Genomic DNA, 14408 nt, shown 5'->3' on the forward strand with positions numbered 1-14408 from the left:
GCCTCATGACCCTGCGTTATCGCGAGGGGCGTCGGCCGTGCCGGTCCCCGTGCCGCCCATCAGGTGCGCATACGCGATGCGTTGGCACTGCGCCATGGTGGGCACGGCGAACTCGGCACGCGCCTCGTGCCGATGCCGCGCCATCCAGGCGATCCAACACCCCAGCTGCGCCGGCGAAGGCGAGACCACCGCGCGGCGCGACTTCATGTCCGCCAGCGCCTGCAGGGGCGGCACGCCCCGCGCCACCAGCACGCACAGCGCCAGGGTGGCCGAACGGCCGATGCCCCACTGGCAGTGGATCAACAGACGCTCGCCTGCATCCAGGCTGGCCTGCGCGAAGCGGATGCCGTGGTCCAGATGCGCGTCGCCCACGCTGCACATGTCGGGCGTGGGCAGGTGCAGCAGCCGCACGCCGTGCCGCGTGAGTTGCGCCTCGTCGTCGCGATCCTCCTCGCGCAGGTCGATCACGGCACGCACGCCATGGGTGCCGGCCAGCTCCGCATAGAAGCCGGGCGGCACATGGCCACCGACCGCCAGCCGGGGCGTGATCCAGTCGAAGTACGGAGAAGAGCGCAGCGAAGCCATGCTGCATCTTGGCCGGCGCCATGCCGCCGACGCAAGCACCGGCGACTCACAGAGCGGTCAGCTTTGTCCCACAGCCGCGGCACGGCCCGGTCCTAGCGTGGCCGGCGTACCGCGCCGCGGTGCAGTCTCTTCTCTGCTCCTCACGGACACATCACAACATGAACATCACGGTCCTGGGTACGGGCTATGTGGGACTGGTCACGGCCACCTGCCTGGCCGAAGCCGGCCATCAGTTGCTGTGCTTCGACGTCGACGTCGACAAGATCAAGAGACTGGCGCGCGGCGAGTCCTTCGGTGCCGAGGAGGCGCTCGACGTCGCCGATCTGCATGCCGACCTGGCCAGCGCCCTCGAAGCCGAGGGTGGGCGGCTGGTGATCGCCGGCTACCACGAGGACGACCTGCGAACGGCGGACGGCTTCCTCAAGGCACTGGTGGTGCCGGAGGGCACGGCGTGAACGTGCCCATCCCGGCCGGCCATTCGCTCGACGCCGTCCGCCCCATGCCTGTCGGCGGCGGCCCTTCGTCGCCCAGTGCACGCCTGGGCTTCCTCGGCGTGGGCTGGATCAGCCGCCACCGACTGCAGGCCCTGCTGGAGGACGGCGCCGCCGAGGCGCTGCTGCTGTGCGACAGCGATCCCGCCAGTCTGGAAGCCGCCGCCGCCCTGGCGCCCGGGGCCCGCACCCTGCCCACGGCCGCCGACCTGCCCGCCGGCCTGCCGCTGGACGGGCTGGTCATCGCCACCCCCAGTGCCCTTCACGCCGCCCAGGCCCGCGCCGCACTGGAGGCCGGCCTGGCCGTGTTCTGCCAGAAGCCCCTGGCGCGCACGGCCGCGGAGACGCGTGCCGTCATCGAGGCCGCACAGCGCGCCGACCGGCGGCTGGGCGTGGACCTGTGCTACCGGCACACCGCCGCCGCACGCGCGGTGGCAGCCCAGGTGCGCAGCGGCGAACTGGGCGCGGTCTATGCCATCGACCTGGTCTTCCACAACGCGTACGGCCCCGACAAGGCCTGGTTCCGCGACCCGGCCCTCGCGGGCGGGGGCTGCCTGATCGACCTGGGCACGCACCTGATGGACCTGGCGCTGTGGGTCATGGACTTTCCCGTGGCCGACGAGGCCTCGGCCCGGCTGTATGCGCAGGGGCGCCGGCTGGGCCCGGCGCCGGACGAGGTCGAGGACCATGCCCTGGCCCAGTTCACCCTGGCGCCGGGCACCAGCGTGCGGCTGGCCTGCTCGTGGAACCTGTCGGCCGGCTGCGATGCGGTCATCGAGGCGCACTTCCATGGCACCCGCGGCAGCGCCCGCCTGCGCAACGTGGACGGCTCCTTCTACGACTTCGTCGCAGAGCGCTGCCACGGCACCCGGGCGCAGCGCCTGAGCGAACCGCCGGACGACTGGGGTGGCCGCGCCGCCGTGCAGTGGGCCCGCGCCGTCGCCGCAGGCGGTCGCTTCGATGCCGAGGCCTGGCAGGCCCTGCGCGTGGCCGAACTGCTGGACCAGCTCTATGGACGCGCCTGAAGCGCAGCCCCTGCGCGTGCTGATGACCACCGACACCGTCGGCGGCGTATGGCAGCACAGCGTCGAGCTGTCGCGCGCACTCTCCGACTGGGGTCATCGCGTGGTCCTGGTCGCGTTGGGGCCGCCGCCCACGCCACGCCAGCGCGCCGAGGCGCATGCGGTGCGCGGCCTGGTGCTGCAGGTCCACAGTGGCGCGCTGGAATGGATGCACGAACCGTGGGACGAGGTGCGACGCACGGGCGACTGGCTGCTGGCCCAGGCCACCCGGCTGCGGCCGGATGTGGTGCACCTGAACCAGTTCGCCTTCGGCGCGCTGCCCTTCGACGCGCCCACGCTGGTGGTCGCGCACTCGTGCGTGCTGTCGTGGTGGCAGGGGGTGCATGGCGAGGCGGCGCCACCGCAGTGGGACCGCTACCGCGCCGCCGTGCGGGCCGGGCTGGAAGGCGCCGGTGCCATCGCCGCGCCCACGCGGGCCATGCTGGCCGCCGTGGGACGCCACCACGGCGTGCATCGCCACGGCCATGTGCTGCCCAACGGCCGCGACCCGCGACGCTTCGTCGTCGGCACCAAGCGGCCCCACGTGCTCAGTGCCGGCCGGCTGTGGGACCCGGCCAAGAACCTCGACGCGCTGCGCGCCGCCGCCCCCGCCCTGCCGGCCCCCTGGCAGGTGCGCGTGGCCGGTCCGGTGTGCGGGCCGGACGGCCAGTCGGTCGACGCCGGCCCGCTGGAGGTCCTGGGCCCCCTGCCGCCCAACAGCATGGCGCGCGCCTACGCGGCTGCGGCCATCTATGCCCTCCCCGCGCGCTACGAGCCCTTCGGCCAGACTGCGCTGGAGGCCGCCCTCAGCGGCTGCGCCCTGGTGCTGGGCGACATCGACAGCCTGCGCGAACTGTGGGAGGGCGCGGCCCTGTTCGTGCCACCCGATGACGCGTCCGCACTCGGGCGCGCACTGGCCGGCCTGGCCGATGACGAGCCGCAGCGCCGGGCCCTGGCCCTGGCGGCCCGCGCGCGTGCGCTGCGCTTCACGCCCCATGCCATGGCCAGCGCCTATCTCTCGCTCTACCGCACGCTGCTGCGGGACAGGGCGCGCCATCCACCGAGGGTGCCGCCCGTTGGCGGCCCTGCGCCCCTGCCGCCCGGTGCCGCGCAGACCCCCGCGTCCTCCTTCTGACCCCACCCCGAGCCACCTCGCGCACCGATGCACATCGTCCTCTTCTGCCATTCGCTCGTCTCCTGCTGGAACCACGGCAACGCGCATTTCCTGCGCGGCGTCTGCCAGGAACTGCTGCTGCGCGGTCACAGCCTGCAGGTCTACGAGCCGCAGGACAGCTGGAGCCGCACCCAGATGGTGGCCGAGCAGGGTCCCTCGTCCCTCGAAGGCTTCCGCCAGGCCTATCCGCGGCTGCGCAGCCATCTCTACGAGCCCGCCCGCCTCGACCTGGACCGCGCCCTGGCCGGTGCCGACCTGGTGCTGGTCCATGAATGGAGCGACCCGGCCCTGGTCAAGCGGATCGGCCGCCACCGGCGCGACCGCCGCTATCGCCTGTTCTTCCACGACACGCATCACCGCAGCCGGACCGACCCGAAGGCGATGAGCGCCTACGCCCTGGAGGACTACGACGGCGTGCTGGCCTTCGGCGAAGTGATCCGCGAGCTCTACCTGGCCCAGGGCTGGGCCCACCGCGCCTGGACCTGGCACGAGGCCGCCGATGCGCGCCGGTTCCATCCCATCGCCGGCCTGCCGCGCGCGGGCGACCTGATCTGGATCGGCAACTGGGGCGACGAGGAGCGCACCGCCGAGCTGGAGGAGTTCCTGCTCCAGCCGGTGGCCGACCTGCACCTCTCGGCCCGCGTGCATGGCGTGCGCTATCCGCCCGAGGCCGTGGGGCGGCTGCGCGCCTGCGGCATCGACTACCGCGGCTGGCTGCCGAACCATGCGGTGCCCCGGGCATTCGCCCGCTTCGGCTGTACGGTGCATGTGCCGCGGCGGCCCTATGCGCGACAGCTGCCGGGCATTCCCACGATCCGCATGTTCGAGGCGCTGGCCTGCGGCATCCCGCTGGTCAGCGCGCCGTGGAGCGACAGCGAGCATCTGTTCCACCCCGGCAGCGACTACCTGGTCGCCCGCGATGGCGCGCAGATGCGCCAGTATCTGCGGGCGCTGAAGAACGACCCCGCCATGGCCCGGGAGATGGCGGCCCGCGGCCGCGCCACCGTGCTCGCCCGCCACACCTGCGCCCACCGCGTGGACCAGTTGCTGGCCATCCACCAGGCCCTGTCCGCCCCGCCCCCGAATCCCCCTGTCCGGAGCCCTGCATGACACGACCGATGGACATCGCCTTCTTCGGCTCGAGCCTGGTCTCGGCCTATTGGAACGGTGCCGCCACCTACTACCGCGGCATGCTGCGGGCGCTGGCCCAGCGCGGCCACCGGGTGCACTTCTACGAACCCGATGCCTACGAGCGCCAGCAGCACCGCGACATTCCGGACCCACCCTGGGCACGCGTGACCGTGTATCCCGGCGACGACGCGGCCGCCGCACTGCGCTGCGTGGAAGAGGCACGCGGCGCCGACCTGATCGTCAAGGCCAGTGGCGTGGGCGTGTTCGACTCCCTGCTGGAGTCGGCCGTGCTGGCCCTGCGCGCGCCCACCGCACAGGTGGTGTTCTGGGACGTGGACGCGCCGGCCACCCTGGCGCGCATGCAGGCCGACGGGACGGACCCGCTGCGCGCGCTGGTGCCGGACTTCGACCTCGTGCTGACCTATGGCGGCGGCGAGCCGGTGGTCGCGGCCTACCTCGCGCTGGGCGCGCGCGGCTGCGTGCCGGTCTACAACGCGCTGGACCCCGAGACGCACTTCCCGGTGGCGGCCAACCCGCGCTTCGAGGCCGACCTGGGCTTCCTGGGCAACCGCCTGCCCGACCGCGAAGCGCGCGTGGAGGCCTTCTTCCTCGATGCCGCCGAACGGCTGCCGCGCCGCAGCTTCCTGCTGGGCGGCAGCGGCTGGCAGGACCGCGCGCTGCCGGCCAACGTGCGCCACCTGGGCCATGTCTACACGGCGGACCACAACGCCTTCAACTGCAGCACGCGGGCCGTGCTCAACATCAGCCGCGAGAGCATGGCGCGCTGCGGCTTCTCGCCCGCCACCCGGGTGTTCGAGGCGGCGGGCGCCGCGGCCTGCCTGATCACCGACGCCTGGCCGGGCATCGAGCATTTCCTGGAGCCGGACACCGAGGTGCTCGTGGCCGAGGACGGTGCCGCCGTGGCCGCCCACCTGGACACGCTGGATCCGGCCCGCGCCCGCGCCATCGGCCACGCCGCCCTGCGCCGGGTGCTGGCCCACCACACCTATGCCCATCGCGCCGCGCAGGTGGAGGCGCTGTTCGAGGGCACCGATGTGCGGCCCGGCGGGCTGGAGGCCGTATGAACGCGGGCGCATCAGCCGACCCCGCCGCAGCGCCGGCCGAGCGCCCGCTGCGCATCGTCATCCTCGGCCTGTCCATCACGTCCTCCTGGGGCAATGGCCATGCGACCACCTGGCGCGCACTGGTCCGCGCGCTGGCGGGGCGCGGGCACGAGGTGCTCTTCCTCGAACGCGACGTGCCTTGGTACGCCAGCCACCGCGACCTGCCCGAGCCGCCCTGGTGCCGCACCGCGCTGTACCCGGATCTGGACACCCTGCGCTCGCAATGGGCCGGGGCGGTGGCGGAGGCCGACCTGGTGATTGTCGGCTCCTTCGTGCCCGACGGCATCGAGGTGGGCGACTGGGTGCACAGGCAGGCGCGCGGACTCACCGCCTTCTACGACATCGACACGCCCGTCACGCTCACCGCGCTGGCCCAGCACGCGTGCACCTACCTTTCGGCGGCGCAACTGCCGAGCTACGACCTGTACCTCTCGTTCACCGGCGGGCCAACTCTGGAGCGCCTCGAGCGGCAGTTCGGTGCCCGGGCGGCGCGGGTGCTGTACTGCGCGGTCGACCCGCAACTGCACGCGGCGCAGAACGTGGAATGCAGCCTGGACCTGGGCTACATGGGCACCGACAGCACCGATCGCCGTGCCGGCCTGGAGACCTTGCTGCTGGCGCCGGCCCGCCGGTGGCCACAGGGCCGCTTCGCCGTGGCGGGCGCCAACCATCCTGCCACCGAGGGCTGGCCGGCCAACGTGCGGTATCTGCCGCACCTGCCACCGCCGGAGCACCGGGCCTTCTACGGCAGCCAGCGCTTCACCCTCAACCTCACGCGGGCCGACATGCGGGCGGCCGGCTGGTCACCCAGCGTGCGCTTGTTCGAGGCCGCGGCCTGTGCCACGCCCATCATCAGCGACCGCTGGGCGGGCATCGAGGACGTGCTGGTGCCGGGACGCGAGATCTTCCTGGCCGACAGTGCCGACGAGGTGCTGGCCCTGCTCCACGACCTGCCCGAGGACCAGCGCCGCGCGGTCGGCGAAGCCGCGCGCCAGCGCGTGCTGGGCGCCCACACAGCAGAACACCGGGCGCGCGAACTGGAGGCCTACGTGGCCGAGGCGACGGGTGCGGCCGTGTCGCCGGCGGCCTCGCCATGACCAGCGCGCCTCCAGACGCTCACGCTCCCTGGCGATGCGGTGGACGGCGCGGCCGACTGCGGCCGCATGCCTGAGGGCTCCATGGCGCGACCACAATCGCGCCATGCCCCCCCCCGACAACGTGTTCCCACCCACGCGCGAGGCCGCCCTTGCCCTCGTGGCCGCGGTGCAGCCCGAGGCCTACGCCCGCACCCGCAACGCGCTCGAAGGCGCCGTCAGCCGGCTCTCCCCCTACTTCACGCACGGCCTGCTGACCCTGCCGGAGGTGCTGGCCGGCGTGGCGGCGCGGCATCCGCTGCACCGCGGGCACCGCTTCGTCATGGAGCTGGGCTGGCGCGAGTACTTCCGCCATGTCTGGCAGCACCGCGGCGACGGCATCCTGCAGAGCCTGCATCCGGGACCGCTGCCCGACGGGGCCTATGCCGGCGCGATCCCGGCCGACCTGCGTGAGGCCCGCACGGGCGTGCCGGCCATCGACCGGGCCGTGCGCCAGCTGTATGCGCAGGGCTGGCTCCACAACCACGCCAGGCTCTGGCTCGCCAGCTACACCGTGCACCTGCGCAAGGTGCACTGGCGTGCCGGTGCCGACTGGATGCTGGCCCATCTGCTGGATGGGGACCTGGCCAGCAACCACCTGAGCTGGCAGTGGGTGGCGGGCACCGCGAGCACCAAGCCCTATCTCTTCAATGCCGAGAACGTGGCCCGCTTCGCGCCCGCGGACTGGCACAGCCCGGGCAGCGCCATCGATTGCAGCTACGAGGCGCTCGACGCCCTGGCCCGCAGCACGGCGGTGCCGCCCCCGGCCCACGAACGCCCAGGCCTGCCCGAACCGGCGCCCGCCCTTCCCCCTCGTCCCGCCACGCCGCCGCCTGCCCGCGCGCGCACGGGCGTCGTCTGGCTGGTCCACCCCTGGGCCTTGCGTGCCCCGCCGGCCGACATGGCGCCGGGTGTCGAATGCCTGGGATGGTGGCCTCTGGAAGCGCCCGGCGTGCGCAGCTGGCGGGCCGCGCGCACGGCCTTCGTGCAGGCTGCGATGCGGCCCCTGGTCGACGACTGCGTCGTCGGCAGTGCGGCCGAACGGGCCGAGGCGCTGGCGGGTGCGCACGCGGTGCATGCGTGGGACGAGCCGCACCTCGCCGGTCTGTGGCCCGAGGGCGTGCACCTGCATGCCGTGCCCGCGCTCTTCGGCCCGGTGACGCGACGCTGCGACTCCTTTTCGGCCTGGTGGAAGCGGGCGCAGCCGGCGGCCGGCATCGCCCTGTGAGCACCCGGCGGCTGGCGGCTCAGGCCGGCGCCGTGCCCTGAGGTGTGGTGCCCTGGACGGCCGTGCCCTGTGCCGCCGCCCGGGCCACGGCCTGCTCCGCGGCGCGCGCCGCGATCCAGCCGCCGAAGGCTTCCCAGGGCATGGGCCGCGCGATATGGAAGCCCTGCGCCTTCTCGCAGCCCATGTGCACCAGCGCGTCCAGCGCCTCGGGGCTTTCCACGCCTTCGGCCACGACCTCGAGCGCCAGGTTGTGGGCCAGGTCGACGATGGCCCGCACGATGTTGGCGTCGCTCTGGTCGTCGGCCATCTTCAGCACGAAGGACTTGTCGACCTTGAGCTGGTGCACCGGCAGGTGCTTGAGGTAGGCCAGCGACGAATAGCCGGTGCCGAAGTCGTCGATGGACAGCCGGAAGCCCATGTCGCCCAGCCGCACCAGCGTGGCCCGCGCGCGCTGCGGGTCGTCCATGATCGCGCTCTCGGTGATCTCCAGGCAGAAGGCGCTGGCCGGCACCCGGTGGCGGTCCAGGCTGGCCTGCAGACGCCCGATGAGCTGGGTGTCGACCAGGTCCCGGGTCGAGAGGTTGACCGACACCATCTCCAACCCCTGCGCAGACAGCGTGAGCCAGCAGCGGCAGGCCTCGTCGAAGACCCACTGCGTGAGCCGCCGCACGAAGCCCGTCTGCTCGGCGAAGGGGATGAAGTGCACCGGCGGCAGCAGCCCCCGCTCCGGATGCTGCCAGCGCAGCAGCGCCTCGGCGGTGCACACCTGGCCGCTGTCCAGGCTCAGCTTGGGCTGCAGGAACAGCCGCAGCTCGTTGCGCGTGACCGCGCCGCGCAGCTCCGACAGCAGCGACACGGCCACGGCCGTGCTGACCGACTGCGCGGGCTCGTAGGCCAGCCACTCGCGGCCCTGGCGCTTGGCGGCCTGCAGCGCGGCCTCGGCCCGGCCCACGAGTTCGTCGCCGGTGGCGGCGTCCTCAGGCCAGCAGGCATAGCCGGCGCTCACCTGCACGTCGATGCGCTGGCCCGCCACCAGCAGCTGCTCGTCGAACAGCCGCACCAGCGACTGGGCCCACACCTCCGCCTCGTCCCGGTCCAGGCCCGTGCGAACCGCGGCGAAGGTGTTGCTGCCGATGCGGGCCACGCCGTCGCCCGCCAGCTGCACGCGGGCGTCGAGCCGCGCGGCCACGGCCTGCAGCACGCCGTCGCCGAAGGCGAAGCCCAGCACGTCGTTGACCAGCTTGAAGCGGTGGATGTCGAGCAGCAGCACGACCAGCGAGGGCGGCGCCTGCATCTCGTCATCTGCCTCCTCGTGATGGCCCTCGGGCTCGCGGTCCGCGGCCGCACCCGCCCTCGCGAGGGCCCGGGCCAGCGTGCGCTTGAAGGCCTCGCGGTTGGGCAGGCTGGTCAGGCTGTCATGGAAGGCCAGCCGCGTCACCTCGCTGCGATGCGCGCGCAGGTTCACCCGCATGTCGTCGAAGTCGCGCGCCAGCATGCCGACCTCGTCCTCGCGCTCGCGCTGGTGGATGGGCACGTCGAAGTTGCCGGCGCCGATGGCCCGGGTGCTGGCAGACAGTTCGGCCAGCGGCTGCACCGCCTGGCGCACGGCGATGCGGCCGCTGATGGCGAACAGCAGCAGGCCGAGCACCGAGATGAGACCCAGCTGGAACGCCATGCCGCGCGTGGCGCCCGTGGCGGGCGCCAGCGAGGCGGCCAGCACCGCCTCCATCCGGCCGTCGAGCATGGACTGCGGCGCGCGGCGCAGCAGCCAGTCCTGGCCGCCGCGGCGCCATTCGAGGAGGTCTTCGTCCTTCAGGCGGCCCACCGGCGGCGGCTCGCCCTCGGGCAGGCTGTCGATGAGCGGCCTCAGCGGCCCTGGGCCGTCGCTGGCCAGCAGCATCAGCTGCAGTTGCGCCAGCTCGGTGAAGTCGTGCGCCACGTCGGCGGTGAGTTCGAAGCTCATCAGCACCCAGCCCACGACCAGGGGCGCGCGGATGGGCACCAGCACGAGCTGATAGACCTTGCCGCGCGACGCGTAGAGCTGGGCGCCGTCGGTGGCCGGATGGGCCGCCAGCAGGCGCAGTTGCGCCGCGCTCAGGCGCAGCGACACATCGCCGGGGCTCTCGGCCAGCCAGCGGAACTGGGCGTCGAGCGAGGCCGCGGTGCTGGCGCCGATGCGGGCGATGCCGTTGCCCAGGGCCGAGGCCAGCGTGTCTGCATCGCCGGCCGCCAGCGCTTCCCGGAAGCCATAGTCCGAAGCCAGCACCGAGGCCGCCTCGTGCAGCCGCTGCTGGCGCTGGGCCAGCAGGTTGCGCCAGATGCCTTCGCCCACCATCAGGCGCTGCTGCACGTCGGTGCGCGCCTGCTGCCACAGCGACTGCCGGGCGGCCCAGAAGGTGCCGGCCTGGATGAACAGCAGCAGCACCAGCATCACCATCGCGATCCGGTTGACCAGCGATGCGCGATAAAAGGCACGGATCATGGCGGGGCCGTCTGCACCGGCAGGCGGGCGCTCACCTTGGCTGCGTCGCGCCCCACCTCCAGTGCCACGGTGGCGGGCACGTCGCCCACGGGCAACGCGGCATGCCAGGCGCGCAGCTGGTAGCCGCCCGGCGGCACGTCCTTGAGCACCAGCCGTCCCTGGGCATCGGTGCGGCCGTAGAAGGGCGTGTCCAGCACCAGCACCCAGCCCACCATCTCGTCGTGGATGTTGCAGCCCAGCACCACCACACCGGGCATGTCGAACAGCACCGGATTGGCGGGGCGGCCGATGTAGAGCTTGAGCTCGAAGCGCTTGGCGGGCGAAAAGGAATAGACGTGGTGGCGGACTTCGTCCCGGTTCGGGAAGTCCACCGACGTGCCGCGCGTGACCACCAGCACCTCGGGCATGAAGCGCCGTTGGGCCTGGGCCAGCTCCATGCCCTTCAAGGGCCGCACCAGCGCTGCGGCCGCGGGCGATTCGAGGAACACCACCGCCTGCGCCAGCGGCCGCCCGGCGGCATCGACCACGCCCACGTCGACCGTTGCGGCGCGGCAGCCCAGCGACAACAGGGCCGCGACCAGCGCGCCGGCGGCGCGCAGGGCAGAAATCGCCGGCATCGGCTTGGCGCGGTCCGGATCAGGGCTCGATGGCGAAGCCCAGCACCGGTGCGCCCTGGCCCAGCGTGCCCAGCAGCGTGCTGCTGCCGGATTCGAGGCGGATGCGGTAGAGCTGCGTGGGCGAGGTGGGCGTGAGGCGGATGGCCGCCAGGGCGTCGTTGTCGCGGTCGGCGATGTCGAACTGCACGGCCTCGATGCGGCCCATGCCGAGCGAGCCCACGGTCGTGAGCTGGCCAGTGTGGGGCAGCACCACCGGCGTGACGCCCTCCAGGCTGCCCTGCAGCAGCAGCCAGCCCTGCGAGGCTTCGATGGCGTAGTTGCTGGTGAGCTTCGGATCGCGCTTGTTGTAGGTGTAGGCCACGGCCTTGACGCAGGCGCCCTTGCCGGCGCCCGAATCGCTGGCCGCATAGACCAGGCGGCCATCGAGTTGCAGGCCGGGGGTGTCGGGCTCGTTGTCGACCACCTCGTTCGTGAGCGGATGCAGGCGGAAGTTCTGGCCGGCGCAATTGACCACCCGCAGGCGGTCGACCACGGGATTGAAGTTCATCCCGTAGGTCTCGCGGGCATCCATCGGCACCGAGGTGGCAGCCGCCGCCACGGGCTTGGCCTCGCCGGTGTCGGTGGCCAGCAGGTACAGGCGGCCACTGCGCGTGAGGGCGTAGAGCTGGCCGTAGGCGACGCGGAAATCGATCCCCACCACCGGGTCCCCGGACGGCAGCCCCGTGACCGGACGGCTGGCCTGCTCGACGCCGGGCTGCGCAGCCGAGTAGCGGTGCAGCACGCCGTCGGCCGTGAGCGTCCACAGCGTGTGCGATGCCGCGGCGCGTGCCACCGGCGCCGGCTGCCCGGGCCGGGGGGCCGCCATCGGCTGCGCGGCCTGGGCGGCGGCCATGCCGGGCGCCAGGAGGAAGGCGAGCAGGCTGCCAGTGGCAGCCAGGCCCGCGGCGGAGCGCGCACGGCGCATGCAGATGGACTGGGTCATTGCGTAATTTTCGACACTTTCTTCTACAACTTGAGTACGGGACCACCACAAAAAGCGCCCCTTTGGCGCCGGCGCGACACGCCCCGCGATAGCCCCACGGCCGTACGGGCGTGCGAAAAACCGTCCAATCCGCGCCGGACCCGACTCAAGTACGCCGCCCGCCGGCCGAAATGGAGGATTGGGAATGTTCCCCCTTCTGGGCGGCGCACGGTGGGAACCGGCGGGCCGCGCTCTGCCGTGAACCTGCTGTTGCCCCGTTACGACGCCTGGATCGTCGCCGCCTCGATCCTGATCGCCACCTTCGCGTCCTACGTGGCGCTGGACCTGGCCAAGCGGGTGCACACCCGCGACGTGATCGTCTCGCGCACCTGGTGCGCCGCCGGCTCGCTGGTGATGGGCACCGGCATCTGGTCGATGCACTTCGTGGGCATGCTGGCCTACTCCCTGCCCATCGAGCTGGGCTACACCTACGCGCTCACGGCCATGTCCTGGCTGGCCGCCGTGGCGGTGTCGGCCCTGGCACTGCAGCTCGCGGCCAAGCGCTCGCTCAGCGCGCAATCGCTGCTGTACGGCTCGGCCGCCATGGCGCTGGGCATCTGCGCCATGCACTACCTGGGCATGGCCGCCATCGACGTGGTGCCGGGCATCCGCTGGAACTGGTCGATGGTCGCCGTCTCGGCGCTGATCGCCTGGGGCGCCTCGGCCGCAGCCCTGTTGCTGTTCTTCCTGGTGCGCGACAGCGAAGGGGGCAGGGCACGGCTGCTGCAGCTGGGCGCGGCCGTGGTCATGGGCCTGGCCATCAGCGGCATGCACTATGCGGGCATGGCCGCGGCGAGCTTCCAGGTGGGCAGCGTCTGCCTGAGCGCCGGCGAGCTCGGCGGCAAGAGCCTGGGCCTGACGGTCATGGCGGCCACACTGCTGATGCTGATGCTCACGCTGTTCACCTCGGTGCTGGACGCCCGGCTGCGCGGCCGCACCATGCAGCTGGCGCGATCGCTGAAGGAGGCCAACCACCAGCTCCAGGAGGCGAACGAGGAACTGCACCGCCGCGCCTTCCTCGACCCGCTCACCGACCTGCCCAACCGCGTGCTGTTCGACGATCGCCTGGCCCATGCGCTGACGCGCCTGGATGGCGGCAAGGAGAAGCTGGCGGTGCTGTTCGTGGACCTGGACGGCTTCAAGCCGGTCAACGATTCCTTCGGCCACTCGCTGGGCGATGCCGTGCTGCGCGAAGCCGCCCAACGGCTGAGCGGGGTGGCCCGCAGCACCGACACCGTGGCGCGCATCGGCGGCGACGAGTTCGTCGTGCTGATGGAGAACGTGGCCTATGCGGCCGACTGCACCGAACTGGCCTGCCGGATCGTGGAGGCCATCCGCGCGCCCTTCCCGGTCGGTCAGCGGCCGGTGCAGATCTCGGCCTCGGTGGGCATCGTCGTCTATCCCGACCATGGCGAGCGGCACAAGTTGGTGGCCTGCGCCGACGCTGCCATGTATGCGGCCAAGCGCGCCGGCGGCGGCAACTATGCGCTGTTCGAGTCGCGCATGGGCACCAATGCCGAGGAGCAGCTGGGCCTGCAGTCGGATCTGCGTGAGGCCATCCAGCGCGGCCAGCTGGCGCTGCACTACCAGCCCAAGATCGACGGCAAGCGCAACCAGATCCGCGGGGTGGAGGCCCTGCTGCGCTGGACCCATCCGCGCCTGGGGCCCCTGAGCCCCCTGGTGTTCATCCCGCTGGCCGAGCGCTTCGGCCTGATCAATTCCCTGGGCCATTGGGTGATCGAGGAGGCCTGCCGCCAGATTGCGCAATGGGAGACCGAAGGCTTGCACATGCGGGTGGCCATCAACCTGTCGGCCCACCAGTTGCGCGAGCCCGACCTGGTGGTGCGCATTGCCGATGCCCTGGGCCGCAACCGCGTTTCGGCCGAACAGCTGCTGTGCGAGATCACCGAGACCGTGGCCATGGAGGACGTGGCCGCCACGCAGCGCGTGTTCGAAGGCCTGTCGCGCATCGGCGTGTACCTGGCCATCGACGACTTCGGCACCGGCTACTCCAGCCTGAGCTACCTGCGCCAGCTGCCGGCTCGCCAGCTCAAGATCGACCGCAGCTTCGTGAGCGACCTGGAGACGAGCGCCGACGCGCGGGCCGTGGTCGATGCCGTGGTGCGCCTGTCGCACGCGCTGGGCCTGCGCGTGGTGGCCGAGGGCGTCGAGACCGTCGGCCAGCGCGACATCCTGCTGGCGATGGGCTGCGACGAGCTGCAGGGCTTCTTCTTCGCCCGGCCGATGCCGGCGGACGACCTGCTGGCGTGGAGCCTCGGCCGGCGGCCGGCCGACACCCATGGCGAGTTCTCGCCCTCGGTGATCGCGTCGCTCTAGCCTGCGCCCCGGCAGCGGCAGCGG

The 14408-nt window shown here is 72.5% G+C and carries 12 protein-coding genes; 8 read left to right on the forward strand and 4 right to left on the reverse strand.

Annotation, left to right across the window (positions count from 1 at the left end):
* Positions 1 to 3: 3 nt before the first annotated feature.
* On the reverse strand, positions 4 to 585 hold the full coding sequence (locus BXA03_RS18855; RefSeq protein ID WP_076510690.1) for a protein-tyrosine phosphatase family protein: 582 nt from the start codon (positions 583 to 585) through the stop codon (positions 4 to 6).
* Between the two features lie 158 nt (positions 586 to 743).
* On the opposite strand from BXA03_RS18855, the gene BXA03_RS27435 reads away from it, so the two are divergent.
* From BXA03_RS27435 to BXA03_RS18890, 7 genes are all read left to right on the forward strand, one after another.
* On the forward strand, positions 744 to 1040 hold the full coding sequence (locus tag BXA03_RS27435) for a hypothetical protein (RefSeq protein ID WP_076510692.1): 297 nt from the start codon (positions 744 to 746) through the stop codon (positions 1038 to 1040).
* Positions 1037 to 2101 carry a Gfo/Idh/MocA family protein gene (locus tag BXA03_RS18865; protein WP_234983743.1) on the forward strand — a complete coding sequence of 355 codons (1065 nt, stop codon included), beginning with the start codon at positions 1037 to 1039 and terminating at the stop codon, positions 2099 to 2101. The genes BXA03_RS27435 and BXA03_RS18865 overlap by 4 nt, the downstream gene beginning before the upstream one ends.
* The gene (locus BXA03_RS18870) at positions 2088 to 3272 is read left to right on the forward strand and encodes a glycosyltransferase family 4 protein (protein WP_076510694.1); all 1185 of its coding nucleotides are present in this window, start codon (positions 2088 to 2090) and stop codon (positions 3270 to 3272) included. Before BXA03_RS18865 ends, BXA03_RS18870 begins: the two co-directional genes overlap by 14 nt.
* Positions 3273 to 3299: 27 nt before the next feature.
* Entirely contained in the window at positions 3300 to 4421 is a 1122-nt protein-coding gene (locus BXA03_RS18875) for a CgeB family protein (RefSeq protein WP_076510696.1), read from the forward strand.
* Positions 4418 to 5527 carry a CgeB family protein gene (locus BXA03_RS18880; protein ID WP_076510698.1) on the forward strand — a complete coding sequence of 370 codons (1110 nt, stop codon included), beginning with the start codon at positions 4418 to 4420 and terminating at the stop codon, positions 5525 to 5527. Before BXA03_RS18875 ends, BXA03_RS18880 begins: the two co-directional genes overlap by 4 nt.
* Positions 5524 to 6663, forward strand: coding sequence for a CgeB family protein (locus BXA03_RS18885; protein ID WP_076510700.1), 1140 nt, complete (start codon positions 5524 to 5526; stop codon positions 6661 to 6663). Before BXA03_RS18880 ends, BXA03_RS18885 begins: the two co-directional genes overlap by 4 nt.
* A 103-nt stretch (positions 6664 to 6766) precedes the next feature.
* Positions 6767 to 7927: an FAD-binding domain-containing protein gene (locus BXA03_RS18890; RefSeq protein ID WP_076510702.1), complete on the forward strand. Its 1161-nt coding sequence runs from the start codon at positions 6767 to 6769 to the stop codon at positions 7925 to 7927.
* Positions 7928 to 7946: 19 nt separating this feature from the next.
* On the opposite strand, the gene BXA03_RS18895 is transcribed toward BXA03_RS18890, so the two are convergent.
* The 3 genes from BXA03_RS18895 to BXA03_RS18905 are packed head-to-tail and all read right to left on the reverse strand — an operon-like array spanning position 7947 to position 12008.
* Positions 7947 to 10409 carry a putative bifunctional diguanylate cyclase/phosphodiesterase gene (locus BXA03_RS18895; RefSeq protein ID WP_076510704.1) on the reverse strand — a complete coding sequence of 821 codons (2463 nt, stop codon included), beginning with the start codon at positions 10407 to 10409 and terminating at the stop codon, positions 7947 to 7949.
* On the reverse strand, positions 10406 to 11026 hold the full coding sequence (locus BXA03_RS18900; protein ID WP_076510706.1) for a methylamine utilization protein: 621 nt from the start codon (positions 11024 to 11026) through the stop codon (positions 10406 to 10408). Before BXA03_RS18900 ends, BXA03_RS18895 begins: the two co-directional genes overlap by 4 nt.
* A gap of 19 nt (positions 11027 to 11045) precedes the next feature.
* Positions 11046 to 12008 carry a DUF4394 domain-containing protein gene (locus tag BXA03_RS18905; protein WP_234983745.1) on the reverse strand — a complete coding sequence of 321 codons (963 nt, stop codon included), beginning with the start codon at positions 12006 to 12008 and terminating at the stop codon, positions 11046 to 11048.
* A gap of 237 nt (positions 12009 to 12245) precedes the next feature.
* Here BXA03_RS18905 and BXA03_RS18910 point away from each other — a divergent pair, with 237 nt between their 5' ends.
* Positions 12246 to 14384 (forward strand): putative bifunctional diguanylate cyclase/phosphodiesterase, encoded by a 2139-nt coding sequence (locus BXA03_RS18910; protein WP_076510708.1) that lies wholly within the window; start codon positions 12246 to 12248, stop codon positions 14382 to 14384.
* The last annotated feature ends 24 nt before the right edge of the window (positions 14385 to 14408 follow it).

Source organism: Pseudacidovorax sp. RU35E, assembly GCF_900156165.1.
In the GTDB taxonomy this organism is placed as follows: domain Bacteria; phylum Pseudomonadota; class Gammaproteobacteria; order Burkholderiales; family Burkholderiaceae_C; genus Xenophilus.

Bases quoted from the DNA above. Each gene is read 5' to 3' on its own strand.
- BXA03_RS18855 (WP_076510690.1), bottom strand. From the start codon at position 585: ATGGCTTCGCTGCGCTCTTCTCCGTACTTCGACTGGATCACGCCCCGG.
- BXA03_RS27435 (WP_076510692.1), top strand. From the start codon at position 744: ATGAACATCACGGTCCTGGGTACGGGCTATGTGGGACTGGTCACGGCC.
- BXA03_RS18870 (WP_076510694.1), top strand. From the start codon at position 2,088: ATGGACGCGCCTGAAGCGCAGCCCCTGCGCGTGCTGATGACCACCGAC.
- BXA03_RS18875 (WP_076510696.1), top strand. From the start codon at position 3,300: ATGCACATCGTCCTCTTCTGCCATTCGCTCGTCTCCTGCTGGAACCAC.
- BXA03_RS18880 (WP_076510698.1), top strand. From the start codon at position 4,418: ATGACACGACCGATGGACATCGCCTTCTTCGGCTCGAGCCTGGTCTCG.
- BXA03_RS18885 (WP_076510700.1), top strand. From the start codon at position 5,524: ATGAACGCGGGCGCATCAGCCGACCCCGCCGCAGCGCCGGCCGAGCGC.
- BXA03_RS18890 (WP_076510702.1), top strand. From the start codon at position 6,767: ATGCCCCCCCCCGACAACGTGTTCCCACCCACGCGCGAGGCCGCCCTT.
- BXA03_RS18895 (WP_076510704.1), bottom strand. From the start codon at position 10,409: ATGATCCGTGCCTTTTATCGCGCATCGCTGGTCAACCGGATCGCGATG.
- BXA03_RS18900 (WP_076510706.1), bottom strand. From the start codon at position 11,026: ATGCCGGCGATTTCTGCCCTGCGCGCCGCCGGCGCGCTGGTCGCGGCC.
- BXA03_RS18905 (WP_234983745.1), bottom strand. From the start codon at position 12,008: ATGACCCAGTCCATCTGCATGCGCCGTGCGCGCTCCGCCGCGGGCCTG.